General features: G+C 34.0%; 17 protein-coding genes. 6 read left to right on the forward strand and 11 right to left on the reverse strand.

The window, feature by feature from the left end:
* The 3 genes from OD917_RS00005 to OD917_RS00015 all read left to right on the forward strand — a co-directional run.
* A partial coding sequence (locus OD917_RS00005; RefSeq protein ID WP_263521505.1) for a gliding motility-associated C-terminal domain-containing protein occupies positions 1 to 4,338 on the forward strand: 4,338 nt, incomplete at its 5' end.
* A gap of 147 nt (positions 4,339 to 4,485) precedes the next feature.
* On the forward strand, positions 4,486 to 5,397 hold the full coding sequence (locus OD917_RS00010) for a type IX secretion system membrane protein PorP/SprF (protein WP_263521506.1): 912 nt from the start codon (positions 4,486 to 4,488) through the stop codon (positions 5,395 to 5,397).
* Between the two features lie 11 nt (positions 5,398 to 5,408).
* A complete protein-coding gene (locus tag OD917_RS00015; protein WP_263521507.1) occupies positions 5,409 to 7,355 on the forward strand; it encodes an OmpA family protein in 1,947 nt (648 codons plus the stop codon).
* 127 nt (positions 7,356 to 7,482) lie between these two features.
* On the opposite strand, the gene OD917_RS00020 is transcribed toward OD917_RS00015, so the two are convergent.
* The 6 genes from OD917_RS00020 to pyrR form a co-directional block, all read right to left on the reverse strand.
* The gene (locus tag OD917_RS00020; RefSeq protein ID WP_263521508.1) at positions 7,483 to 7,983 is read right to left on the reverse strand and encodes a CAP domain-containing protein; all 501 of its coding nucleotides are present in this window, start codon (positions 7,981 to 7,983) and stop codon (positions 7,483 to 7,485) included.
* 177 nt (positions 7,984 to 8,160) lie between these two features.
* Positions 8,161 to 8,805 (reverse strand): pyridoxamine 5'-phosphate oxidase, encoded by a 645-nt coding sequence (pdxH, locus tag OD917_RS00025; protein ID WP_263521509.1) that lies wholly within the window; start codon positions 8,803 to 8,805, stop codon positions 8,161 to 8,163.
* Between the two features lie 88 nt (positions 8,806 to 8,893).
* A complete protein-coding gene (locus OD917_RS00030) occupies positions 8,894 to 9,799 on the reverse strand; it encodes a ribonuclease Z (RefSeq protein WP_263521511.1) in 906 nt (301 codons plus the stop codon).
* A gap of 95 nt (positions 9,800 to 9,894) precedes the next feature.
* The gene (locus OD917_RS00035) at positions 9,895 to 10,227 is read right to left on the reverse strand and encodes a ribonuclease Z (RefSeq protein ID WP_263521512.1); all 333 of its coding nucleotides are present in this window, start codon (positions 10,225 to 10,227) and stop codon (positions 9,895 to 9,897) included.
* 291 nt (positions 10,228 to 10,518) lie between these two features.
* The gene (locus OD917_RS00040; RefSeq protein ID WP_057120673.1) at positions 10,519 to 11,445 is read right to left on the reverse strand and encodes an aspartate carbamoyltransferase catalytic subunit; all 927 of its coding nucleotides are present in this window, start codon (positions 11,443 to 11,445) and stop codon (positions 10,519 to 10,521) included.
* Between the two features lie 185 nt (positions 11,446 to 11,630).
* Complete coding sequence (gene pyrR / locus OD917_RS00045; protein ID WP_008468864.1) at positions 11,631 to 12,170, reverse strand: bifunctional pyr operon transcriptional regulator/uracil phosphoribosyltransferase PyrR; 540 nt, start codon at positions 12,168 to 12,170, stop codon at positions 11,631 to 11,633.
* A 239-nt stretch (positions 12,171 to 12,409) separates the two neighbouring features.
* Between pyrR and OD917_RS00050 the strand changes: the two genes are divergently transcribed.
* The 3 genes from OD917_RS00050 to OD917_RS00060 all read left to right on the forward strand — a co-directional run bounded on the left by OD917_RS00050 (position 12,410) and on the right by OD917_RS00060 (position 14,202).
* Positions 12,410 to 13,162, forward strand: coding sequence for a hypothetical protein (locus OD917_RS00050; protein ID WP_263521513.1), 753 nt, complete (start codon positions 12,410 to 12,412; stop codon positions 13,160 to 13,162).
* Between the two features lie 25 nt (positions 13,163 to 13,187).
* Positions 13,188 to 13,850: a hypothetical protein gene (locus OD917_RS00055; protein WP_263521514.1), complete on the forward strand. Its 663-nt coding sequence runs from the start codon at positions 13,188 to 13,190 to the stop codon at positions 13,848 to 13,850.
* A 178-nt stretch (positions 13,851 to 14,028) separates the two neighbouring features.
* A complete protein-coding gene (locus tag OD917_RS00060; protein WP_165352393.1) occupies positions 14,029 to 14,202 on the forward strand; it encodes a hypothetical protein in 174 nt (57 codons plus the stop codon).
* 220 nt (positions 14,203 to 14,422) lie between these two features.
* On the opposite strand, the gene OD917_RS00065 is transcribed toward OD917_RS00060, so the two are convergent.
* The 5 genes from OD917_RS00065 to nagB all read right to left on the reverse strand — a co-directional run bounded on the left by OD917_RS00065 (position 14,423) and on the right by nagB (position 26,846).
* The gene (locus tag OD917_RS00065; protein WP_263521515.1) at positions 14,423 to 16,042 is read right to left on the reverse strand and encodes an ABC-F family ATP-binding cassette domain-containing protein; all 1,620 of its coding nucleotides are present in this window, start codon (positions 16,040 to 16,042) and stop codon (positions 14,423 to 14,425) included.
* Positions 16,043 to 16,288: 246 nt separating this feature from the next.
* Complete coding sequence (locus OD917_RS00070; RefSeq protein ID WP_263521516.1) at positions 16,289 to 17,062, reverse strand: TlpA family protein disulfide reductase; 774 nt, start codon at positions 17,060 to 17,062, stop codon at positions 16,289 to 16,291.
* Between the two features lie 398 nt (positions 17,063 to 17,460).
* The gene (gene chiA, locus OD917_RS00075; RefSeq protein WP_263521517.1) at positions 17,461 to 22,197 is read right to left on the reverse strand and encodes a T9SS-translocated chitinase ChiA; all 4,737 of its coding nucleotides are present in this window, start codon (positions 22,195 to 22,197) and stop codon (positions 17,461 to 17,463) included.
* 494 nt (positions 22,198 to 22,691) lie between these two features.
* On the reverse strand, positions 22,692 to 24,758 hold the full coding sequence (locus tag OD917_RS00080; RefSeq protein ID WP_263521518.1) for a beta-N-acetylhexosaminidase: 2,067 nt from the start codon (positions 24,756 to 24,758) through the stop codon (positions 22,692 to 22,694).
* Between the two features lie 150 nt (positions 24,759 to 24,908).
* Complete coding sequence (gene nagB / locus OD917_RS00085) at positions 24,909 to 26,846, reverse strand: glucosamine-6-phosphate deaminase (protein WP_263521519.1); 1,938 nt, start codon at positions 26,844 to 26,846, stop codon at positions 24,909 to 24,911.
* Between the last annotated feature and the right edge of the window lie 85 nt (positions 26,847 to 26,931).

The following is a 26,931-nucleotide window of genomic DNA, read 5'->3' on the forward strand; positions in this document are numbered from 1 at the left end:
GACTGCGGAAACACTTCTGACACTTTCACTCAGGTGATCACTATTCAGGATACTGCTGCCCCAAGCTGGACAACCGCTGCGGGTTCATTGAACGTGACTTTGGAATGCAGCGATGCTTCAGGGCTTGCAAATGCTCAGGCAATGTTCCCATCTGCTTCTGACCTATGCGATGCCGATGTTTCAAATATTATAAAAGTAAGCGGACAGTTTACGGCTTCTGAAGGATGCTCAAATGCTGGAACCTACACCAACACATGGACTGTAAAAGACGACTGCGGAAACACTTCTGACACTTTCACTCAGGTGATCACTATTCAGGATACTGCTGCGCCAAGCTGGACAACTGCTGCGGGTTCATTGAACGTGACTTTGGAATGCAGCGATGCTTCAGGGCTTGCAAATGCTCAGGCAATGTTCCCATCTGCTTCTGACCTATGCGATGCCGATGTTTCAAATATCGTAAAAGCAAGCGGACAGTTTACCGCTTCTGAAGGATGCGCAAATGCTGGAACCTACACCAACACTTGGACTGTAAAAGACGACTGCGGAAACACTTCCGACACTTTCACTCAAATAATCACTATTCAGGATACTGCTGCCCCAACTTGGACTACTGCTGCGGGTTCATTGAACGTGACTTTAGAATGCAGCGATGCTTCAGGACTTGCAAATGCTCAGGCTTTATTCCCATCTGCTTCTGACTTGTGCGATGCCGATGTTTCAAATATTATAAAAGTAAGCGGACAGTTTACGGCTTCTGAAGGATGCGCAAATGCTGGAACCTACACCAACACATGGACTGTGAAAGATGACTGCGGAAACACTTCTGACACTTTCACTCAGGTGATCACTATTCAGGATACTGCTGCGCCAAGCTTTACTGGTGATCTACCTTTAGATATTGAGGTATCGTGTGATGCAGTTCCTCAACCAGCAGAAATGAATGCTTCTGATAATTGCAATGGAGATTTGCCAATCGTATTCTCAGAAGTAAAATCTAATGAACAAGAAGGATGCGATTCTAACTATACATTGACTCGTACATGGAGAACCAGTGATTGTGGAGGAAACACAGCTACCCATACTCAAGTTATTACAGTAAGAGATAAAACTGCTCCAACAGGAACTGCTCCTGCTGATGTAACTAATTTGGCAAGTATTGATTTGATTCCTACCGGAACTCCAGCAGATATTACAGACGCTGCTGATAATTGCAGTCCGACAGTAAATATTTCTATTACAGACACAAATAATGGAGGAAGTGGCTGCGATGGAACACCATATATCTTAACAAGAACTTACACTTTAACAGATTGTGCTGGAAATAAAACTGAATTAGTACAAACTTTTACAGTTGAAAATAAAGTTTCTGTAAGCGGAATTGCTACAAATGTAAGCTGTTTTGGAGGTACAGATGGTGCAATCATTGTAACCAATAGTCCAGGGTCAACTGTGGTAATTACAAATGAAAGAAATGAGATTGTAGGCAACACCAATTTACCTGCAGGAACTTATACACTTACTGCTACTGCACAATTAAATGGCGAAAATCAAATTTGTTCGGCTACAGCTACAGTTGTAATCTCACAGCCTACTTACACTATAAAAATTTCTGGACAAATTATTAATGTAGATACAAATACTCCAATTGCAAATGTACCTGTTACTTTAATTCCTCAAGGAACAACTACAGGACCAATACAAATGCGTATTACTGGTGCAGACGGAATGTACAATTTCGTTGGAATGCCAGCCGGAAGTTATTTGGTACAGGTTCAAGATGCTAATTTAAATAGTGCATATCAATTGTATCCTGTCGATTCTAGCTTGTTCTTTACTACTCTTGAAGATTGTGTTTTCCAAACTCATAACTTCGAATATGGAGCATCAAAACTTCCTGTTCTTGGTGATTATGTTTGGTATGATACAAATAGTAATGGAATCCAAGATGAATGGTACGATGCAAACAATGATGGTGCTGTTACCAAAAATATTCCAGACGCTAATGGAGCTGTTGATTACAGCCAATGGGAATGGATAGATCTTAACGGAGATGGAAGCTACACTGGACCTCAAAACAATGGAGAATTAAATGCAGGAGGTTTCGGAAATGCACTTAACGCCAATGTTATTATTGACGGACCAAATGGATATCACGAAGAAGTTATCGTTGGTATCGAAGGATTCTGGAGAGATCGTCCAAATACAGCAAATCCGTATGGGCAATATGCTATTAAGTTAGTAAGAGATGCTAATTTCGATAATGTGGCTGCAAACTTAGGTTTTACTGGTTTAGTAAAAGTACTTCCTTCAGTATCTGCTAAAAACATTGCTGGTAAAACAAGCAAAACACAATTGCATACAGTTTGTAAAACAACAACAGAAAGCGGTTATATTGTTAATGTAACGCCAGAGGATTTAGTTCACTTAAATGCTGACTTCGGTGTAAGCTGTAAAGAGTACAGAGACATTGTTGCTAATGATGACAACGGAGGTCCTATTGTAGGAGTAAATCATACAACAACTAATGTATTAAATGTATTAACAAACGACACCTTAGAAGGAAATCCTGTAACTGCATCAGATGTTATTATAACAACAGTAACACCAAATGAATTTTTACAATTAAATCCTGATGGATCTGTAGATGTATTACCAAATGCACCAGTAGGTACATTAACAATGGTATATCAAATTTGCGAAGCAGATCAAACAGATAATTGTGATACGGCAACCGTTACAATTACAATTGAGGCTCCTGTTATGACTGTTACAGCAACAGCAATATGTGTAAATGATGTTCCATACATTGATTATGTAGTAACACCAACAAACTTCACTCCTGTAGATGGTGTGACCATTGCTTGGGCAGACAACGATAATAATGTAATAACAACAATGACTGATCTTCCATTAAGTGGTCGTGTATTGTGGCCTGGAGCTATTGTTGATGAAAATGGAAAAGGAATTGACTGGCCAGGTTGGATTTTTGAAAACAATAAATGGATTGAAGGTGCTGATGGATTCGAGAAATTACGTCCGACAGCTAATTTGACAATATCTTTAAATCCAAGCCAGACTATCACAGTTAATTATCCACCTGCAGATCCATATTGTACTGCCAGACCAACATTCGCAATTGTTGCAAATGATGACAGCGCTGGTCCTATAAATGGAGTTCCTGGAGCCACTAACATCATAAATGTTTTAACTAATGATACATTAAACGGATCTACAGTAAACATAAATGACGTTACATTAACTATCGTAACACCTGATCCTACTGGCACATTGGTGATAAACCCTGACGGATCAATAAATATTCCGCCAAACACACCAGCTGGCACATATACATTGACTTACCAAATTTGTGAAAATGCTGATTTTGGAAACTGTGATACTGCTATCGTTACAGTAATTGTAACTGCACCAGCTACACCAGCAACGATAGTCGCAAACGATGACAGCTTCAGTAATATTGGATGTAATTCATTCGGATTAGTTGGTAATGTATTAACAAATGATCTAGTACGAACAAATCCTGCGACGTTAGAGCTAGTAAACTTCACACTTCTTGTTGAAGGCAATAATTCTAAAACAGATCCTAACATCACGATTGATGGTTCTGGAAATGTAAACGTTTCAAGCTCGACACCTGCTGGCACTTATACTTACAGTTACAGAATCTGCGATAAGCTAAACGCTGAAAACTGTGATACTGCAACAATTACAATTACTGTAGTTCCAAACGGTGTCACTGAAATTACAAGCACAGCATGTACTGATGATTCAACTCTGATCAATTTAACCAGTTTACTTCCAGAAGGAAGTCCAAATACAGGAACTTGGATTGATAAAAGTAATACTAATGCTCTTCAAGGAAATGTTCTTAATCCGTTTGGTCTAGCACTTGGAAATTATGCTTTTGAATATTTAATAGCCGATGAAAATTGTCCAAGAACAATTGCACTGAACATGGAAGTAAATGATGATTGTAGAGTTTTACCATGTGGAAAAGTATTAGTACATAATTCATTCTCTCCAAATGGCGACCAAATAAATGATGTATTCAAAATTGACAATATTGATGATTTAACTTGTTACCCAGGTAATACTGTTGAAATATATAATCGTTGGGGAATATTAGTTTTTGAAACTACAAACTATAATAATACAACGAATGCTTTCGACGGAATTTCAAGAGGAAGAACAACTGTTAAACAATCTGATGGACTACCAACAGGAACTTATTTTTACATCATAAACTATAAGTCTCTAGATGGAAACAACAATCTTCAAGATAACAAATTAGATGGATATCTATATCTATCCAAATAACAGAAACCATAACCCATTGTAAAGTAGTATTTTACAGTGGGTTATTCAAAAATTGTTAAGAATTTTAGTTAACTTTGAATAAATCAACACATTGATTTTCAATGTCTTAAAAATCAATAGTAATTATTAAAATAATAAAAATCTACTATGAGAACAAAATTATTTTTCTTCGTCATTCTGTTGGTTACATATTCAGCACGTGCGCAGCAAGATGCACAGTTCACACAATATATGTACAACACAATAAACATAAATCCTGCTTATGCTGGTTCTCGTGGTGTTTTAAGCGTTTTTGCTTTACATCGTGATCAATGGATAGGATTAGATGGTGCTCCTAAAACTAATGCTATTTCTATTAATACACCAATAAACAATAGCAATGTTGGACTTGGAGTATCTTTAGTTAATGATAAAATTGGTCCTACAACAGAAAATCAATTTTCTGTAGACCTTTCCTATACAATTCCAACTTCAGAAACATGGAAACTTTCTTTTGGAATAAAAGGTACTGCAGATATATTCAATCTGGATGTAACTAAATTAAATCCTGAAACTGCTGGAGATCCACAATTTCAAAACTTAGATAATGACTTTTCACCTAATGTTGGCGCTGGAGTTTACTGGCATTCTGATAAAGCCTATATCGGCTTATCAGTTCCTAACTTCATCCAAACCAATCGTTATGATGATAATGATGTTGCCATTTACAAAGACAAAATCAATTATTATTTAATGGGAGGTTATGTTTTCCAATTTTCGCAAGAACTAAAATTTAAACCAGCTGTTTTAACTAAAATGGTTGAAGGAGCTCCACTTCAAGTAGACGTTTCTGCAAACTTTTTATTCTTTGAAAAATTAACCTTGGGTGTTGCTTACCGATGGGATGCTGCAATAAGTGCAATGGCAGGATTTCAGATTACTGACGGACTATATATTGGTTATGGATATGACAATGAAACAACCAATTTGAAAAACTACAATTCTGGCTCGCACGAAATCTTTCTGCGCTATGAATTCTTCACAAACAATGGTAAAATGACAACTCCTCGTTTCTTCTAAAAAAAAGTATTATGAAAAACTATACACTTCTTTTCCTTTCAATAATAAGTGCTTTTTCATTTAGCAGTTATGCACAACAGTCAAAAGTAAATTCTGGAGATAAGAAATATAACAATTACGCTTATGTTGATGCCATAAAAACCTACGAAAAAGTTGCTAATAAAGGTTACAAATCTGAAGATATGTTCAAAAAGCTGGGAAACTCTTACTACTTCAATTCTGATTTTGCAGGAGCGGCAAAATGGTATGGTGAATTATTTGCAATGAACACGACAACCGTTGAACCAGAATATTATTTTCGATATGCACAATCATTAAAATCGATTGGCGAAACCAGCAAAGCCAATAAGTTTTTGGATGATTTTTATGCTAAATCAAAAAATGATAATAGAGGTAAGCTTTATAAAAATGATGTAAATTACATGAATCAGATTAAAGCAAATTCTGGAAGATATAAAATAGAAGATGCTGGCGTAAATAGCAAATATTCGGATTACGGATCATTTGTATATAACAATAAACTTTATTTTGCGTCTGCGAGGGATACAGGAAATTTTTCACAGCGCAAACACAAATGGACTGGAGAATATTTTACAAATATATACAATGCTGATCTTGATCCAGAAACAGGAAGCACCACAAAAGTGAACAAGTTTAAATCTGCTATTAATACAAAATTCCATGAAGCATCTCCTGTTTTTACGAAAGATGGAAAAACGGTTTACTTTACGAGAAACAATTTCATAAATGGTAAAAAAGGAAAAGATGATAATAAAATTACTTTAATCAAAATCTACAAAGCAGAATTAGGCAGCGATAATAAATGGACTAACATTGCAGAACTACCTTTCAACAGTGATAATTATAGTACAGCACATCCTTCATTAAGTCCAGACGAAAAAACATTATATTTTGCTTCAGATATGCCAGGATCTTTCGGACAATCTGATTTATACAAAGTAAGTATTAATTCGAATGGCGGATATGGAACACCTGAAAATCTAGGAAATACGATCAATACTGAAGGAAAAGAAACCTTTCCTTATGTAACCAGCGAAAATGAAATCTATTTTTCATCAGATGGACATCCAGGACTAGGAGGTTTAGATGTTTTTGTTGCTGGTATTGATAACGATGGTAAGTTTTCCGATATTCAAAATGTTGGAGCAGATGTAAATTCACCAAAAGATGATTTTGCTTACATCATCGATCCTGTTTCCAGAAGAGGATATTTTACCTCTAACAAAGATGGAGGTCAAGGTTCTGATGATATTTATAAATTCTTAGAAACAAGAAAACTAAGATGCATTCAAGAACTGGAAGGAATTATAACTGATGCAGAAACCGGAATAACTTTACCTGGTACAAAAGTGACTTTATACGACAGTGAAATGTCGCTTAAAAACTCAGTAATTGCAGATGCATCAGGAAAATACAGCTTCTCTGTTGAATGCGGAAAAAGCTATTATGTAAGAGCCGAAAAACCAGAATATACAACCAAAGAAGTAAGTATTACAATTCCAAAATCTAGCGGTAAGACCGATTTGCCAATTGCATTAGAAAAAGCAACCTGTAAAGTCACTGTTGGCGATGATTTAGGTGTTTGTTTCGGAATTAAAATGATTTATTTTGATTTGGATAAATCTAACATAAGACCTGAAGCTGCTTTAGATTTAGAAAAAATATTAGTGGTTTTAAACGACAATCCAACTATGAAACTAGATATTCGTTCGCATACAGATAGTAGAGCTTCACATCAATACAATGAAGCATTGTCTAACAGAAGAGCAAAATCAACTATTCAATGGCTTATTAAAAATGGTATTTCTGCCAACCGTTTAACTGGAAAAGGTTATGGCGAAACCCAATTAGTCAATAAATGTTCTGATGGAGTTCAATGTACAGAAGAAGAACATCAAGCAAATAGACGAAGCGAATTCATAATCACTGCACTGTAATTGATTTACTAACATAACCAACCTAGAAAAAGCTGTCCAACTCGGATGGCTTTTTTTCTAATTAAAAAGCCGTTGCAATTCTATGAATTGCAACGGCTTCTAAAAAACCAACCTGTTCAATATACGTTTAAATTTTAGCAAAAATATTAGTGTAATATTTTTTGCCTGTAGCAGCATCTGTAGTAACAGATATTCCGAAGTGCGTAAAATCGCCCTCGATATTTTCTTTGTGGCCTGGACTATCAAGCCAGGCTCTCAAAGCCGCTTCAGGAGTTTTATAGTTGTAGGCAACGTTCTCACCAACTTTTTTAGCTCCTAAAACATTAGTAATATTTTGAGATCTTTCGACAAAATCATTATGATTCACAACATTATTCGCAATCATATACTCATTATGTTCTTCACATTTATAAGATATATGATTGATTCTCTCCAAAGCATTTAAACCAACACTAGCTCGGTGTTCGTTTATAAGCTTCATCGTTTGGAGTTCCGTATCGTTGTACGTATAATTAGAAACGATAATTTTTGTAGTAGTATCCGCGTTTCCTTCAGCTGTATCGGCAGAACATGAGTTCATTGCGATGAGAATCGCAATGAACAACATGATGCGCTTAATCTTTTTCATAATCATCAGCATTTTAGCGAGTTTAAAGTAAATGTTGGGGCAAATCCTTTAAATTTATTGTTGAATAAATATCGTCTGTTTTTTCTATACCAAACATATTCAATTCATCGCTAAACTACAAAAATAATCGATGAAATACACTTAATTTTTATTGATAACTGTAAAAATCTTACAAAACTAAGAAGAAAGTCGCTCAATCTTCCAAGAAAAGTCAGATTGGCCTGTATAACGTATCCTGTCATGAAGCCTATTTGCTCTTCCTTGCCAGAATTCAACTTGTAACGGTGTGACAATATATCCTCCCCAGTTTTCAGGTCTCGGAATAGATTTTCCTTCATAATCCGTTTCGAGTTTTTTTAGGTTTTCTTCTAAAAAATCTCTTGATGGAATCACCTCGCTTTGATTAGAAACGATAGCGCCAAGCTTGCTTCCATCTGGACGTGAATCAAAATAATTATCTGAAATGATTTCAGAAGTTTTCTGGGCAATTCCTTTAATAATTACCTGACGTTCCATTTCCTGCCAAAAAAATGACAAACAAACATGCGGATTCACTTCTATTGCTTTTCCTTTTTCTGAATTATAATTGGTATAAAATATAAATCCCTCTTCCGAGAATTTCTTTAAGAGAACAACACGAGATTTCGGAAATCCGTCCAAACCAATCGTAGAAACAGTCATTGCGTTTACTTCACCGCTTCCGCCAAAATCTTCCACTTCATGAAACCATCGGTTAAAAAGATTAATTGGGTCTTCAGGAATAGTATTTTCTAGCAATTCACTTTTCTCGTATGATCTTCTATAATTACTTAAATCACTCATCTTTTTTTGTTTTAAGTTTATTTTGTTTCAGATTTAAAGTTTTAATTATAAAAAAACTTAGAACCTCAGCATCTCAGAACCTTTTAAATTATAATTCAAAACTTACGCCATCATCTCCTAAAAGCACATTTGGAAACACAGTTTCTGCCTCTTTCTTAAATGGCTCTATTCCATCATAACGTGTTGAATAATGTCCCAAGATTAATTGTTTCACATTCGCTTTTAAAGCAATATTTGCAGCTTCTTTTGCAGTCGAATGCAATGTTTTTTCAGCCAATCTCGCTTCCGACTCTAAAAAGGTAGATTCATGGTATAAAACATCCACATTCTGAATAATTGGAATTACTTCTTCGTTGTAAACCGTATCAGAACAGAATGCATAACTTTTTGTTGGCGGAGGATCAAAAGTAAGTTTTTGGTTTTCAACAACAGTTCCGTCGTCAAGCGTAATATCACTTCCGTTTTTTATTTTTTGGTAATAAGCCACATGAATGTTATAACGTTGGACTGCTTCAACATCAAGTTTTCTTTCGTCTGGTTTTTCCTGAAACAGAAAACCATTTGTATAAACACGATGCTTTAACGGAATCGTTTTTACAATCACCTTTTTATCTTCAAAAACAACTTCGCTTTCTTTTGATTCTAATTCGTGAAAAAACAAAGAATAAGTTGTCCAAGATTCAGTCAATTTCAATTGAAGTAAAATCAATTCCTTAATTCCTTTTGGGCCATAAACATGCAAATCGGTTGTCCTTCCTAAAAGAGAAAAAGTAGAAATCGTTCCAATTAATCCGTACAAATGATCACCATGAAGATGGGAAATAAAAATGTGATTGATTTTTGAGAATTTAATCTTATTCTTTCGAAGCTGAACTTGAGTACCTTCTCCGCAATCAATCAAAAACAGTCGATTTTTAATTTCTAGAACCTGCGAAGTCGGATTAGTAAGTGTTCTCGGAGTTGCGGCGTAACAGCCAAGTATAGTTAATTTCAATTTATTGTTTATTCGTTTATTTGGTAAATCGTTTAATCGTCTAAAATTACATCAAATCTATTAAACGGTTAAACGAATAAACAATTAAATCAATTTTAGAATCCTAAATCTCTTTCGATTTCTTCCATTTCGATAATATCATGTGCTTCCAAAAGTGAAGGAACGACTGCTAATTTATCTGAAATAGCATTAAAATCAAGGTCTGTTGCAACAATTACAAACGATTTTTTTGCTTTTTTCTGAAGCTTAGAAAGCGGTAAAAAAGCTTTTAAATCTTTTTCTGTAATCGTAGTATCTGCTGATAAATCGATTATGACATTTTGTTTTTCAAAGGTTTTAAACTGTTGCGTTACTTTTTCCAAGAAAGCGTTTACATCTCCTTGAGTATCTTTAATAGTAACGGTATGTCCTTTTTGATCTACTTTCATTTTATAATTTTATGGGGCTTATATTTGTTTATGCTAATTTACTAAGTTTTTTTTGTTGTTTCAAGTTTCAGGTTTCAGGTTCTTTACTTAAAGTTTGATTTTAACGCAAAGCACGCTAAGTTTTTTTATCAGTTACTTCTAGAACCTGCAAAGTTCGCAAAGCTAAATCTACACAAAGCTTTGCGAACTTTACATATTTATTAAGTTTCGCTTGTTATAAAACTTAGCGTGCTTTGCGGTAAAAAAATATCATGTCCAACAATAACTTGAAACATTAAACTTGAAACAAAACTATTGAATTTTAGAAGCCAATAAATAAATAACCGCCATTCTAATCGCAACCCCATTCTCCACCTGATTCAAAATAACCGAATGATCAGAATCGGCCACTTCAGAAGTAATTTCTACTCCTCTATTAATTGGTCCTGGGTGCATGATTACGATTTCTTTTCCAAGAGAATCTAATAATGGTTTATCAACTCCGTATTGCTGTGCGTACTCACGTGTCGATGGGAAGAAATTCACATCCATACGTTCGTTTTGTACACGAAGCATATTCGCAACGTCGCACCATTCTAAAGCTTTTCGCAAATTTGGTTCAACCGTAACTCCAAGCGATTCAATATATCTCGGAATCAACGTTTTTGGTCCGCAAACTTTTACTTCTGCGCCTTGCATCTGCAAAGCATATATATTTGAAAGCGCTACACGCGAGTGCAGAATATCGCCTACAATAACTACTTTTTTTCCAGCAACATCACCCAATTTTTCTCTGATAGAATAACTGTCCAATAAAGCTTGAGTTGGATGCTCATGTGCTCCGTCTCCTGCGTTTACGATGCTTGCTTTGACATTTTTAGATAAAAAATAAGCCGCTCCGGGATTAGAGTGGCGCATTACAACCATATCTACTTTCATCGAAAGGATATTGTTTACAGTATCAATCAAGGTTTCTCCTTTTTTAACCGATGACTGAGCTGCAGAAAAACTGATCACATCAGCAGATAAACGTTTCTGCGCTAATTCGAAAGAGAGTTTGGTTCTGGTACTGTTTTCGAAGAAAATATTGGCAATGGTAATATCTCGTAATGAAGGAACTTTTTTAATTGGTCTATTAATGACTTCTTTAAAATGATCTGCCGTTTCAAAAATCAGGTTAATATCATTCTCGTTGATATATTTGATTCCTAATAAATGATCTACGCTTAATTCTTTCATTGTGTGTGTTTATATGTTTAATCGTTGAATTGTTTAATCGTTTTTTTAATGTTTAACCGTTTATTTGTTTAATTGTTTAATCGTCTGCTTTGCGATTTAACGGTTCAACTAATTTTAAAATTTGTTAAATTATTTAATCGAAATAAATCGATTAAACAATTAACCGATTACACGATTAACCAAATTTAATTCGTCACTAGGTGAACAACATCTTCACCATCATTTTCTTTCCAGCTTACAATTACTTTTTCACCATTAATAGCATCTACCTGACGGCCTCTATAATCGGGTTGAATTGGTAAATGACGGCTGAAACGTCTGTCTATTAAAACTAACAATTCAATTTCTGAAGGTCTTCCAAAAGATTGAATGGCTGTTAGCGCCGAACGAATGCTTCTTCCAGTAAACAAAACGTCATCAATAAAAATGACTTTTTTGTCTTCGACTATAAAATTGATTTGGGTTTTATTGGCTTCAAGCGGTTTATCAGTACGACGGAAATCATCTCTAAAAAAAGTGATGTCCAGATATCCTAAAGAGATTTCAGGAACCTTGTATTCGTTTTCTAATATTTGTTTTAAACGTTCAGCTAAAAAAACACCTCTCGGCTGAATTCCAACTAAAATAGTTTCAGAGAAATCAAGATGTTTTTCGATTAACTGACAAGCCAAACGATGGAGTATGATAGTAACTTCTTTCGAATTAAGTAATACTTTTTGACTCATAAGTGATTGTAATGTTTGGTTGCGCAAATATACGGAATCTGATTTTATTTGTTGGGGTGTTGGGGTTGGAAATATTTTTTGAATAATTTAGAAATCAATCTAGACATTTTTTTATTTCTAAACAAAATCTTACTTTTCTTGTTTTGTTCTTTAATTTAAAGACATATTTTAGCAAAAGAAAATAACTGGAGAAATCTAAAATATAATTTAAAAGATTAATCCATCATTTTAAATTTTACATGAATAACGAAATACAATTAGAAATAGATCGTCATAACAAAATTTGCAACTCTTTCTCTGATAGCATCATTTTTTCAATTTTCAACTACCAAAGAGGTCCTCTTGATTTCAAAGATAATTTCTTTCTAAGAGTAAGTGATGAATTTATTGAAACATTATCAGCTATTGAAATTTTAATGAAAAATGGATATAGAAATCAATGTAGAAGAGAATGCCGTTTTATTATTGAGCTAGCAATAAAAGCAGCATATATCAACCAACAAAATAGCAACTTAGATTTTGAAATTCAAATCAAAAACTTTCAAGATTTACTAAAAGATCCTGGAATTACAATAATAAAAAAACTAAAATATCCCTTCTTTCAAAATGATCAAAATCTAATTGATGAATTTTCTTTAGAAGTCAGACGTATGTACGGAAATCTTTGTAAATATGTTCACACCTCACCTGATCAGTTAAAAGAAAAAATACAAATTGCACAAGACCGAACGGAATTAGGAAAATTAACTCTTGAAGAATATAAAATACTAAATGACGAACTTGGAAAAACCTTTTCATACATAACGGTTTTATTATTTAATTCTATGCCTCAATATGTTGTGGGAGATTATTTAGAACCGAGAAAAGATGATTATTATTTTAATAAATCTAAATTCGTTATGAAAATAGATGAAGAGTTTGATTACAAACACGAAAGAAAAGCCAATCTTGAAAAACTCAAAGAAAAAAGAAAAAAAGAGATTGAATTTTAAATAAAAATATTAAGAAAGAAAAAAAATGGAAACTACTAGAGCAAAGGTTATAGAAACAGCAGTAGGATTTGAAGAATCAATATCTCAATTACTTTCTTTATTATTAGAAATTGAGAAAGATAAATCTATATCATTTGGAAATAAAAACATGGCTTTAAGTTTTACTTCTAAAATAAATTTATTAGTAGATTTAAAATTCATTCCTAAGGAAATTTCTTCAGATTTTCAAATATTTGCAGAAATAAGAAACAAATTCGCCCATGTAGCTTATGTTGACAGCTTTATAAAATGTTTTGAATTAATACCAGATAAGAAAAATAACTTTTTAAAAAAAATGTCAGACGACATTTCACAGTTAGATAAAAACGATGAAGCCATTTATGAATCTTGTTTTGATCTCCTATGCTGGCAACTAAGCATCTGGCTAAGAGTTACTTTAAAAATGATATCAAACAAACAATCACAAGACTTAAAAAGAGTTGGTGCCATAGAAATGATAAGAAGCTTTTTACAATCTGACAAAGCAAAAAGAGAAAAAGAATTAGAAAGTTTTACGAAAACAATTCAGCCAATAATTGATCAAATTATACCTGATGAAGATTTTATGAATGAATACAATAAATTAGTAGAAGAAAATAAACAATCAAATGTCAAACCAGAAATTAATCAAAATCAAAAAACTAATTAAAGAATTAGACAAAGGTGAAAAGTCTGGATTTCTAAAAAATTTTGACCGCAATACCTTCATTAAAATTTTAAACGAAAAACATTCTAAATCCAAATCCTAAAACATTTCCAAAAAATTCTATAACACATTTTGCCTATTCCTGAAGTAATTTTAAGTATCAATTTAAAACATCAGAATCATGCAAAATAAAATACTAAGATTGTTAATGGTATTTGTTATACTGTTTTCATTTTCAAGCTGTGAAGTTATTGGAGACATTTTTAAAGCCGGAATGGGATTCGGAATTTTTATCGTAATCTTTATCATTGCGATTATTATCTGGATTTTCGCTAAAATGTTCGGTAGCAAATAGTAGCAAAATAAACAAATAAAAGATCCCAAATTCCAATTTAAAACTTGGAGTTTGGGATTTTTTTATCATTTAAAACAAAGTCCAATCTTTGTCGAGCTACTTGCGAAGATTTCTCCCTTCGGTCGAAATGACAAACTATGCTTGAAAGATATAGAATAGAAAATCCCAAACTCCAATTTTAATTTGGAATTTGGGATTTTAATATATTGGAATTTAAAGATTAAAGATTGTACATCTTTTTTCTTTGTTCTTGAATTTTTTCATCATCAAGATATTCGTCAAATGTCATGTAACGGTCGATAACTCCGTTTGGCGTCAACTCTACGATTCTGTTACCAACTGTTTGCGCGAACTCGTGGTCATGCGTTGTGAAAATTACAGAACCTTTAAAGTTTTTCAATGAGTTGTTGAAAGCTGTAATAGACTCCAAATCTAAGTGGTTTGTTGGCTCATCTAGCATTAAAACGTTAGCACGCTCCATCATCATTCTAGACAACATACAACGTACTTTTTCTCCTCCAGATAAAACTCTAGAAGTTTTAAGAGCTTCTTCTCCAGAGAAAATCATTTTACCAAGGAAACCTCTAATGAATACCTCATCACGCTCTTCTTCTGTTTTTGCGTACTGACGTAACCAGTCAACCAAAGTCAAATCGTTTTCAAAATATTTATGGTTTTCAGCTGGCAAATACGCTTGATTGGTTGTAATTCCCCAATCAAAAGTTCCTGCGTCTGCTTTTTGTTCTCCGTTTAAGATTTCGTAGAAAGCAGTTGTAGCACGTGAATCTTTAGAGAAAAGAACGATTTTATCGCCTTTCGCCATATTCAAGTTAATATCTTTAAATAAAACTTCTCCGTCTACAGAAGCTGCTAAGTTTTCTACATTTAAAATCTGATCTCCCGCTTCACGATCCTGATCGAAAATAATCGCTGGGTAACGACGACTAGAAGGTTTAATTTCAGAAATATTTAATTTCGAAATCATTTTTTTACGAGAAGTTGCTTGTTTCGATTTCGCCACGTTTGCACTAAAACGACGAATAAATTCTTCCAACTCTTGTTTCTTCTCTTCTGCTTTTTTGTTTTGCTGTGCACGCTGTTTTGCCGCTAATTGGCTAGACTCGTACCAGAACGTATAGTTTCCTGAGTAGTGATTGATTTTTCCGAAATCAATATCAGAAATATGCGTACAAACCGCATCCAAAAAGTGACGGTCGTGAGATACAACGATTACAGTGTTTTCGTAGTTTGCCAAGAAGTTTTCTAACCAAGCGATTGTCTCGAAATCCAAATCGTTGGTAGGCTCATCCATAATCAGCAAGTCAGGATTTCCAAAAAGTGCCTGCGCCAAAAGCACACGTACTTTCATTTTTCCTTCCATATCTGCCATTAAAGTATAATGATCTGCTTCTGTGATTCCTAAGTTAGATAACATCGCAGCTGCATCAGAATCGGCGTTCCATCCGTTCATTTCTTCAAACTGAACTTGTAATTCCCCTATTCTGTCTGCATTAGCATCATTATAATCTAAATAAAGTTCATCCATTTCTTTTTTAACAGCGTACAGAACTTTATTTCCCATTAAAACGGTTTCCAAAACAGTATGTTCGTCGAACATGTTGTGGTTCTGGTTTAAAACCGACATACGTTTTCCCGGCTCTAAATGAATGTGTCCAGAAGTTGGGTCGATATCGCCCGAAATAACTTTTAAGAAAGTAGATTTTCCTGCACCATTTGCTCCAATAACGCCGTAAATATTTCCGTGAGTAAACGTAGTATTTACTTCGTCGAATAAAATTCTTTTACCAAACTGAACTGATAAATTATTGACTGTTAACATGAATGTCTTTTTAATTAATTTGGTGCAAAAGTACGGAAAAAGGTTCAGAGTTGCAAAGGCGCAAAGGTTCAAAGTTATTTATGCTGATGATGGGTTCTCGCAGAGTCGCAAAAGCGCAGAGAAGGAACTTTACATAGAAAATAAAACCATATAAGTGATATAAGTTCATTTAAAACTAAACTTATAATTTCTGCTATAAGAAAAAAAACTTATAATCTCTTACATGAGCTTATATGGTTAAAAAAACTACATTTTACTTTCTTTCGCCAAAGCCACTTCAAGACTCTCAAAATTAGGAAGCACTTTTGCAATCATTCCTTCTTTGTTTAAAATAAAATGTGTTGGAAATGAATTCAACTGCAAAGCATTATTCATATATTCTTTCATATCTGGAATTACAGAATATGAAAGTGGTTTTCTGGCTAAGAATGTTTTTAATTGTTCTGCTGAATCTTCGGCTAAACTCATAAAAACGATATCTTTTCTGTCTTTATATTCTTCAACTAGTTTGTTGACTTGAGGAAATTCTCTGATGCACGGCGTGCAGTGAATGTACCAGCATTTTATCACGATAATTTTCCCTTTCATGGATTCGTTGGTTACCAAATTTCCGTCTAAATCTTTAAATGAAAATTGCGGAAATGCTGTTCCTTCCATTTTATAATTTTTATAAGCATCAAATCCAATTTGATTGATTGTCGCTTTTATGCTTGTATCTGTTTTTGGCAGTATTTTGAAGAGTTTATAAACGTAAATATCAGCTTCAGATTTTAATCGAATTGGTATGAAATTTCCGTTTGCTAATTGATCCAAAAAAGATTCTTTTGAGATTTCTTTTGAAGAAAAATCCAAAGCTGTAAAATCTCTGGAAAGCATAATGTTTTTACTTTGATAAGCAGACCAGTCTGTATATGATTTCTGAATTTGAACAGGATCTACTTCTGCTTTTCCGAATTTGTTTTGACTGAAAGAAGTAACAAAAATTAAAAATACGATTAAAATAGTGAATGATTTCTTCATGAAGTTTTATGCAATAATTCTGGGGTCAAAAGTACAATTTTTAACCGCAAAGAACGCAAAGGGTTTTCGCAAAGAACACAAAGTTTAAATTTTGTATTTGTCATCTCGACGAAGGAGAGATCACACAAAAAAGTCCGCAAAGAAAATTTCCAATCTTTGTCCATTCGCTAGTGTGATCTCTCCTTCGTCGAGATGACAAAATTGTGTTTACTTTAATACAAAAAAAACCCGACAATAAAATTGTCGGGTTCATAATGCGCTACCTGAGGCAAAAACCAAATAACAAATTACCTCAGTTCACAGCATTTGTTCGAAATAAAAATAGATTAAAACATAAATAACCAAACTCAATTTTAACCATCCCAATTTTCTATTTCTAAGTTTTCAATCATTTTATATTAGTTCAAAAAGTTCATTACTTTCAATGACTTTTTGTGACCTGATTTATCTGTTACTATTACAACAAAAATCTGTTTACTAGCAAAACTTGGGCTATTAAGCAATACTTCTTTATTGTTTTGAATATTTCTATGGCTTGTAACATTCTGTCCTATTGTATTGAATACATCAACCTGAGCAATCTCTTCTGTTTCGTTAGATACTGATAAAGTATTGTTTCTAAAATAAGCCACAGTTGTATTGCTTTCAGCCGTTATATCTCCTACAGCCAATGTTTTTGCTGTGCCTTGCGATGCAAAATAAGCCGCGTACGCTTTAGACAATTCAGACGAATTACCGCAAGAAGAGGCATCCCAGTTTACAGACCAAGTCATTAAACCTCTTAAAGAAGGATATGGTCCGCCTGGCTGCATAGTGTATGTTCTTCCAGAGAAATTGGTTCCGTTTCTTAAATAATCCATAGCATTAATTCCTTCTGTCGGAGTTAAATAACCACTACCTGCCGCACTCGGACAAGCTGGTAATGCAATAAGAACTTTTGAAGCTGGCAAACCATCAAAATGCATTCCTGTTGAAGCAATGTTATATCCTTTTATGATCATATCAGTCAAGGCAGTAACCATGTTTGCTTTCTTAGCTGTACCATAATACTGGCCGTCTAATCCGTTTTCTCCTCCTGTGTTATACAATTGCACTGCTAACAAATCCAATTCGTTACGCAAGTTTTGAATGATTGGCAAGAACGAACCGAAAGTATCTGTGTAAGTAGTATATCCACCTTGTACATATTGTGTTTCTGGAGCTGCAGTTAACAAGAATCCAGGGCCATAGTATGCTTTTAATTCTTTAAATGCATCAACTACGTTTTTCAATCTCGGATAAGCAGAAATACCCGCATAAGAAATATCTCTTAAACCTCCAGCGCTAAAATTCATAGATCCACCTTCAAAATCAATATCAACTCCATCAAATTGGTATTCGTCAATAATAGCTTTCAAACCATTAACGAAAATATTTTTCTGAGTTACGTTTTCTAAAACAACATGACCATTTTGACCTCCAATAGAAACAATAACTGGAACACCACTATCTCTTAAAGTTTTGATATCATTTTTCAATAATTGCTTATCAAAAACGCCATTGGTCAAATATCTAGCGTCATTTGTAGTTAGTATTGGCGTATAACCATCGCGATTAACGGTTTCTACGAAAGAATAATCCACTACATTAAATTTACTTCCTTTTATTTGAGAAAAATATAAGAATGGCGCAGAAGTATTTTCCCACGAATGCGCATACCCTAAAATAATTTTAGATGGAAGCGGTATGAATCTATTACCACTTATTGTAGCAATTTTAATAGTATTGTTTAAAGTAGTCACAGCAGCTTTATTATCCGTTGCTTTGATTACAATTGGATAATCCTGATAAGCAGTTGGCGTAAAATTATACGTATAAGTATTATTTGTACCTGCCGTCATATTAAATGTTCCGCCATTTATGGTAATAGTAACACCTGAAACCGTTCCGTCGCTATCAACCGCTGTAACTGAAATTGGCACAGCTTGAAAAGAACTTTGATATACAGTAGTATTCGATGGTGAATTCCAAGTAATTGTTGGTAATGAATTTGGACAGTTTGCACCTGAACAAGTTAATGTAAAACTATATGTTTTTGAATCTGTTGTTCCGTTTGATGCAGTAGCCGTAACCGTTAATGTATGACTTTGCGAAAACTGATTTGCCGCTGGTATCCAACTCGCTGTATAAGTTCCAGAAGAATTGGTCGCACTTATGGTTTGTCCGTCTAAACTAAATACGACAGATGATATTGTAGTGGCATCTGTAGCACTTAATCCAACACTTGCAACAAAATTAATTGCTGATCCTAAATTTATAGCAATCGCTGTAGCCGTTGGTGCTGTAATCGTAACCACTGGCTTAGTAGCAACCACCGCTTGTCTATTAAAATCATAAACCGTTGGAGTTGTTGGAACTGCGAAGTTGGCTAAGTTATTTGGATAATAAGTCACTTCACCATTTTCCCATGAATTTAATTTTAAACTTAAAATTTGGTTATAACCCGCTACAACTGAATTATCAAAAGTGTAATTTCCTGATGCGTCTGTTGTTGCTAAAACACTTTTCCAGTTATGTGTATTATCTGTCCAAGGTAAAACGATTTCTACTTTTGCACCAGAAACTGGAGTTGTTCCGTTTTTAACTGTTCCACTGATTAAGTTTGTAGCTGCTGCCAATGCTGCTTTAGCCGTTGAACTTGTATTAAAATTATAAACAGTTGGAGTTGTAGGAATTGCGAAGTTTGCTAAATTATTTGGATAATAAGCTACTTCCCCATTTTGCCATGAGTTTAGTTTTAAACTTAAAGCTTGTGTATAACCGTCTATAACTGAATTATCAAAACTGTATTTTCCTTGTGCATCTGTTGTTGCCAAAACACTTTTCCAGTTGTGATTATTATCTGTCCAAGGTAAAACCAATTCTACTTTTGCACCTGCTACTGGAGTTGTTCCGTTTTTAACTGTTCCGCTGATTTTACTTGTAGTTGTTGCGACATCTTGAGTAAAATTCAACGTTTTATTAGCATTCAAATTAGAATAAACTGTTGAAGCTGGAGTAAATGTTTGTCCTGTTAAAGCTGCAATAACAGTATAATTTCCGCCAGAAGCTAAAGTTAGCGAATAAGCTCCGCTAGAATTAGTTGTTGCAGAAACATTTCCTGCTGTAGAAGATGCTGTAACTGTTACACCAGAAACTGGAGTTGTTCCGTTAAGAACTGTTCCGCTTACAGTATAATTTGCAACTGCCGCGCCCTGCGTGAAATTCAACGTTTTATTGGCATCAATTGCATTGTAAACAGTTGAAGCTGGTGTATAAGAAAATCCAGATTTTGCAGCTGAAACTGTAAAGTTTAATCCCGCTGTTAAACCTGCAACGCTGTAAACTCCGCTTGCATTTGAAACCGCTGTTAATGTTGTGCTTCCAGAAACTGCCGAAATTGTTACACCAGAAACTCCTGTTGTTCCGTCAAGAACTGTTCCGCTTACAGTGTACGTTGGCTGAGTTCCATTGATTACAATTGCTGTCTGATTAGTTGTAACATTTGTTAACGATACTGGAACAAATGTATAACTCGCTTTTACTGCTGTAAGAGAATAGTTTTGTCCTGAAGTTAAATTATTGAAAGCAAAGTTTCCTGTAGCAGAAACTACTGTTTGAATTACGGCATTGCTTGCATTTCGCAATTCAACCGTAACATTGGTAACCAAAGCTGATCCGTTTTTTACAGAACCTGAAATACTAACTGTTCCCGGAACAACGCTTCCAAAAGAAGTATCAACTTGGTTTAATAATGAATTCGGAATTGAGCCTCTTGTATCTTGAGATAATTCCCAAATCATACCTCCAGCCAAGTTTCTAGATTTTATATATTGAACTTTTAAATCCATTGACTGTTTATCTTCATAAGAAATAAATTCTTTTGAAGTAGCATTATATAAATAAGGAACTTTTGTTGTGTTATCCCAATATCTCACCCAGCCTGCTGAAGCTGCACTTGCAGTAACCTGCATAGTATTTGGATCTAAATAAGCGTGTGAATTGGTAACTGGATTTCCAACTAAATCACAGATTTCGATACTTCCAGATTTTTCACAAGCTCCAGAACCATCCCATGTTCCTGTTGGGTTTTGCGGATTTGTACATCCAGGAACAACATATCTTGGTGCTGAAACAAATAATCCGTTTGTTGAATTTGCAGCAACGTTATCGAATTTTTTTCCGTAAAAAGGCAATCCCATAATTAATTTATTCGCAGGAAAACCAATCACATTCAAATATTGATTTGTTAATTCGTCTAATGATTCTGATTGCGTTGCGCCATACAACGGGTCATTAGGGTTTCCGCTTGCATATAAAGGTGCGTTGTAACAAGTTTTATCGTACCAGTTACCGCCAAAATCGTATCCGAAATAAGTGATATAGTCACAATAAGTCGAAATATCTTCTGTCATTCCGTATTGTGCTCTGTTGTTTGGCCCTAAATACTGTTTAGAAACATTTCTAACATTGTTTCCAGCAGCAATTGTAACCAGTTTATTTGGCATTGCCTGACGCATCGCTTTCAATAAAAGCACTAAATTTTTATTATCGTCAGGACTATATTTTTGTGGAGGAACAGGCGAACCATTTACTATTTCAGTACCGTCAGTTCCGCCCGAAAGAGGATATTCCCAATCGATGTCGAAACCGTCTATAAATGGATATGTAGTAATAAAGTTTGCCATATCTGCTGCTAAAGCCGCTCTTGCTACAGGACTTGCAGCAATTGGAGAAAGATCTTGTCCTTTTGTCCAACCTCCAACAGAAATTAAAATTTTTAAATGAGGATACTTTTCTTTTAATTTCATTAAATCATAAAAGTTTCCTTTTACTGGCGCATCCCAGGGAATGCCTCCTTCCATATGCTCAAAATCAGCATAGGTGTCCAAACATTTTAACTTTGTATTCTCTGGATGGGCAGGATCATAAGTTGTCCCATAAAAAGAATAATTCAAATGCGTTATTTTACTTCCATCAATTTTCGGAACATTGAAATCCCGAGCATAAATAGACCATTGCGCATAATACCCTACTACTTTTTTTCCGTGGGCCGGTTGTGCCAACGCAAGTAAGGGAAACAGTAACAAAAAGAGCAATCTGTAATAATGTTTCATAATTAATAAATATTAGTTAATAGAAAATAAGTAATTGGGCCACAGAAGTATAAAAACTTCTGGGTTTCGCTCAACTGCAGATTGGAAGCCCGCCGTCGATTGGAAATAAACTCAAATTAAATTCTATAGATAAATATTACTATTACCGATTCATACATAATCATTAGCCAATAGTAGTGATTGATATTTATTTATAATTTTAAAAAAAAATTAATGTCAAATACAAATGATAAATTTGGGACTACTCATCAATCTATACTCTTTTTTGTCATGTTTTATTCTATTCTCTTTATTTGGTTTTTTAAAGGTTAATACTCCGTTATTGGTTATTTTTTATCGTTATTTATTATTTATTATACTTGATATAGTACTATTTAAAAAGAGATCTCAACATTATAATTACCCCTGCCATAGAATCATGGCAGAAGTAATTAACTCTCTAAAAAAACATTAGCAGTCTTAAAAACGTACTAAATACTAATTCAAACCAAACCTTAAAGTAATTTTTTTAAACTCTCATAAACAGATAGTTCAACATCTGCATGATCTTTTGTATTACATTGATCTATCAATTTTTTTAGATCTTCTGATTTTAAAGTCGATTTATTATCTAAAACCAATAATAATTCTTGAGAAGCATCATTTAGTTTTTTAGATAATGGTAATATTGGCTGTACTAATGGTGCATTTGCACTTAGTGCAGTTAAATCTTTATGAACAGTAATCCACTTATTGAAAAATGAAGCTACTCTGGATTTATTATCTGCTGATTTATTAGCTAAATATTGAGTTACTGCAGCATCAAATGCTAAAGCGTCTTTCGCATCTGGCCCGCAAGCATCTGCAAACAATGTAAATGGAGAATACATTTGGTACTCTGTTCCTCCTTTGTTACGAGTATATCCTTTTAATGGTTCGCTTACTTTAGAAAATTCTTCTAGCGATTGAATACTTTGATTGTTTGCTATATTTCTTAAAATCACATCTTTGTTGCGAATGTGCGTAATACCTAATTCTTCTAATCTAAAAGAAACAGTCTCTAAACGTTTACGCATATTTTCAACATCAACTATATCTTCTGCTGACCATAGTCTTTCAGCAATTGCAGCTGTTCTTGGCCAAATTCTTGAATCTATTGTTGCAGGTGTAACTAATTCTGTCCACATTGTCGCTTCGCCACCCAAAATTCTTGCTTTTTCATCGCTTGTCAAGTTCGCTCCTTTTGGCATCGGATCATTTAGGTAATGACTTGCAATTGGATACATCAAATCAATATAGTAGCCGTTTGATAAAACTGTTTTGTATCCTTTTTTAACTGCATCTACTAAAGATTGTCCTGCCGCCATTCCTTCATTTGGACCTCTCCAAGAATGCACAATGGCTTCTTTAGACAAATCTTTGGTCAAAATTTCTTCCCAACCCATTAATTGTTTTCCATGTTTCTTTAACATTGGTGCCAATTGCATCGTGAAATAAGTTTGCAATTCATGATTGGTCCTTAAATTATGTTTCTTTTTGAATTCTTGAATTTTTGGATTTGCATCCCAATCTTTTCCTTCGTTTTCATCCCCTCCAATATGGAAATAGGCACCAGGAAATAATGGGCAAACCTCATCAAAAACTTCACTTAATAATTGGTATGTTTTAGGATTTGAAGGATCTAATGTTGGAGTAAAAATTCCAGCATTTCTTTCAACTCCATAGGTAGCGATTGCTGTACCTTGAATATTTTTTTCGGATGTTCCACCATTCAGTGTAATTACTTTACTTCCAATTTCTGGATAAGCTGTTAAAATTGCAGATCCGTGACCAGGAACATCTATTTCAGGAACAATTAAAATACCGCGCTCATCAGCATATTTTACGATATTTTTAATTTCCTCTTGTGTGTAATACATTCCATCCGAAGCCAATTCTGTAAACTTTGGATGTTTTTTCATTTCGATTCTCCAGCCTTGATCATCAACCAAATGCCAGTGAAAAACATTCATTTTCATTGCTGCCAATGCATCAATATTTCTTTTGATTACGTCAATTGGCTGAAAATGTCTGGAAGCATCAACCATTAAACCTCTCCAAGTGAATCTTGGAAAATCTGAAATTTTTGAAGTTGGAAAATAAAAAGAAGTTGAGTTGTTTTGAAGCATTTGCAGTAATGTCTCCAAACCATGTAAAGCACCTAAATCACTTGATGCATTTAAAGTGATTTTGCCTGAAGTAATATCTAAATGATAACTTTCATCTTCATACAAACCAATTTTACCACTTTTAGTACAATTGATTTGTAATTCTGCATTTGGAACTTCATTTAATTTGGTTATAAAACCTTGCTCAAAAAATATACCTGTTCTACCATCTAAACGGCGCAAAAAACGAGTTACTCCACCAAATATTCTTGGATTGGGATTACCTGTAATGTTTACTTTAAAATTTTTAGTTAAATTAAAATTACCTTCATTAATAACAACATTCTGAGGCCAAGGCATAAGATTCAATTGCTCTTTTTGGACTTGAGCACCTGCCGATATACCTGCAAATAATAGTACAAATAAATATTTCATTTTTCTTTTTTTTGGTTGGATAGTTTTTAATAAGTATCCCAATTTATATAAAAAAAGACAAAATTCAGAATGACTTCTGCATTACCTCACTTTTATCAGTAATCAACTGAATTTTGTCATTTGATTCATTCAAAAACAAATCATAAACACTTAGTAATCAAAACGTTTAAAGGCTTCAATTGCTTCATATTCTGCCAAACCTAATTCATCATATAAGATGGCTGTATTCTTGTTTCGATCCTCTGCTCTAACCCAAAATTCTCGAGAATCATTACCTTGAAACATTACTCTATCTTTTTGAGATTGGTGATGTAAAATGGCATGACGTTTTAATAAAACCTCTGAAGGACTCAACGGAACTGCCATATCAATTTCATGAATATCCCATTCGTGCCAAGCTCCTCTATAAAGCCATAACCAACAGTCCTTCATGTAAGGTTCTGGTTTAAGTTCTTTTAGTGCTGCAAAAATGGCATTCAAGCAAACTTCATGTGTTCCATGTGGATCTGCAAGATCTCCAGCAGCAAAAACTTGATGTGGTTTTATTTTTGCAATAATATTTTTTACAATAGCAATATCTTCTGGTCCTAACGGATTCTTTTTAACTTGTCCTGTTTCATAAAAAGGAAGATCTAAAAAGTGTGTGTTTTCATCTTTCAAACCAATATATCTAGTTGCTCCGTAAGATTCTCTTCTTCTAATCAATCCTTTTAATTTTCGAACTTCCAAAGAATCAATTTGGTTTTCTGATTTATTGTTTAAAAATTCGATAACCGATTTGAAATTGATATCAGCTTTTTCATTTCCAACAAAATCACTTGCCACTTCTGCAAATTTTAATGCTTCATCATCTGAAACAGCGATATTTCCCGAAGTCTGGTACACCACATGAACATCGTGTCCTTGTTTGATTAATTTTGAAAATGTTCCTCCCATAGAAATAACATCGTCATCTGGATGTGGACTAAAAAGAATTACTCTCTTTTTTGCCGGATTTGCCCTTTCTGGACGATGAGAATCATCTGTGTTTGGTTTTCCTCCTGGCCATCCAGTAATAGTATGCTGTAAAATATTAAACATATTGATGTTCATATCGTAAGCAGAACCTTCTTGAGCCAAAAGATCTGACATTCCGTTGTTGTTGTAATCACGGTCTGTCAATTTTAAAATTGATTGTTTTGTTTTTTGGCAGAGCCAAACAATCGCCTTACTTTTCATTTCAGGCGTCCAAAGACATTCTCCAACTAACCAAGGAGTTTTAAAACGAGTTAATTCGGTAGCAGCTGACTGATCTAAAACGAAAGTTGCATTTGGATGATTTTGTAAAAATGTAGCTGGTATTTCTGAACTGATATCACCTTGAATAGTTCTTTTAATGATATCTGCTTTATTTTGTCCCCAAGCCATCAAAACAATACGTTTTGATCTCATAATAGTTGAAACTCCCATTGTTATGGCGCGTTTCGGCACATTATCAATACCATTAAAAGCAGATGAAGCATCGACTCTTGTAATGTGATCTAATGTAATAATTCGAGTTCCAGAATTGATGTGAGAACCTGGTTCGTTAAAACCAACGTGTCCTGTACGGCCAATTCCTAATAATTGAAAATCAAGTCCTCCTGCATTTTTAATATTCATTTCATAATCGATACAGTATTGATTTATTTCATCAATTGCTATTGTACCGTCTGGAATATTAATATTTTCAGGTTTGATATCAATATGATTAAAAAGATGTTCATGCATGAAATAATGATAGCTCTGATTGTTCTCTTTAGTCATCGGATAATATTCATCCAAATTAAAAGTGATTACATTGCTAAAACTTAGTCCTTCTTCTCTGTACATTCTCACTAGTTCCTCATAAACTTTTATCGGAGAAGAACCTGTTGCCAAACCTAAAACACAAGCTTTATTTTTTTCCTGCTTAGATCTAATTAGCTGCGCAATTTCCTGTGCTACAATTACAGAGGCTTCAATAGAACTTTTGAAGATCTCATTATGAATTTTTTCAAATCGAGTTTCTTCAAATTTTCCCGCGCTTTTGTAACTGATATCAGGTTTTATTTCTAAAGCACTTTTCATTTCTTTTCTTTTTTTGTAGTAATTACCATTTTGATTTTAAGAATGGTATAGACCACTTTCGCAATCTATACCATACTACTAACCA

It is taken from the genome of Flavobacterium sp. SH_e, assembly GCF_025717045.1.
Lineage (GTDB): Bacteria > Bacteroidota > Bacteroidia > Flavobacteriales > Flavobacteriaceae > Flavobacterium.

Bases quoted from the DNA above. Each gene is read 5' to 3' on its own strand.
- pyrR (WP_008468864.1), bottom strand. From the start codon at position 12,170: ATGAGTCAAAAAGTATTACTTAATTCGAAAGAAGTTACTATCATACTC.
- OD917_RS00055 (WP_263521514.1), top strand. From the start codon at position 13,188: ATGGAAACTACTAGAGCAAAGGTTATAGAAACAGCAGTAGGATTTGAA.
- OD917_RS00020 (WP_263521508.1), bottom strand. From the start codon at position 7,983: ATGAAAAAGATTAAGCGCATCATGTTGTTCATTGCGATTCTCATCGCA.
- nagB (WP_263521519.1), bottom strand. From the start codon at position 26,846: ATGAAAAGTGCTTTAGAAATAAAACCTGATATCAGTTACAAAAGCGCG.
- OD917_RS00065 (WP_263521515.1), bottom strand. From the start codon at position 16,042: ATGTTAACAGTCAATAATTTATCAGTTCAGTTTGGTAAAAGAATTTTA.
- OD917_RS00080 (WP_263521518.1), bottom strand. From the start codon at position 24,758: ATGAAATATTTATTTGTACTATTATTTGCAGGTATATCGGCAGGTGCT.
- OD917_RS00010 (WP_263521506.1), top strand. From the start codon at position 4,486: ATGAGAACAAAATTATTTTTCTTCGTCATTCTGTTGGTTACATATTCA.
- OD917_RS00060 (WP_165352393.1), top strand. From the start codon at position 14,029: ATGCAAAATAAAATACTAAGATTGTTAATGGTATTTGTTATACTGTTT.
- pdxH (WP_263521509.1), bottom strand. From the start codon at position 8,805: ATGAGTGATTTAAGTAATTATAGAAGATCATACGAGAAAAGTGAATTG.
- OD917_RS00040 (WP_057120673.1), bottom strand. From the start codon at position 11,445: ATGAAAGAATTAAGCGTAGATCATTTATTAGGAATCAAATATATCAAC.
- OD917_RS00035 (WP_263521512.1), bottom strand. From the start codon at position 10,227: ATGAAAGTAGATCAAAAAGGACATACCGTTACTATTAAAGATACTCAA.
- OD917_RS00070 (WP_263521516.1), bottom strand. From the start codon at position 17,062: ATGAAGAAATCATTCACTATTTTAATCGTATTTTTAATTTTTGTTACT.
- OD917_RS00050 (WP_263521513.1), top strand. From the start codon at position 12,410: ATGAATAACGAAATACAATTAGAAATAGATCGTCATAACAAAATTTGC.
- chiA (WP_263521517.1), bottom strand. From the start codon at position 22,197: ATGAAACATTATTACAGATTGCTCTTTTTGTTACTGTTTCCCTTACTT.
- OD917_RS00015 (WP_263521507.1), top strand. From the start codon at position 5,409: ATGAAAAACTATACACTTCTTTTCCTTTCAATAATAAGTGCTTTTTCA.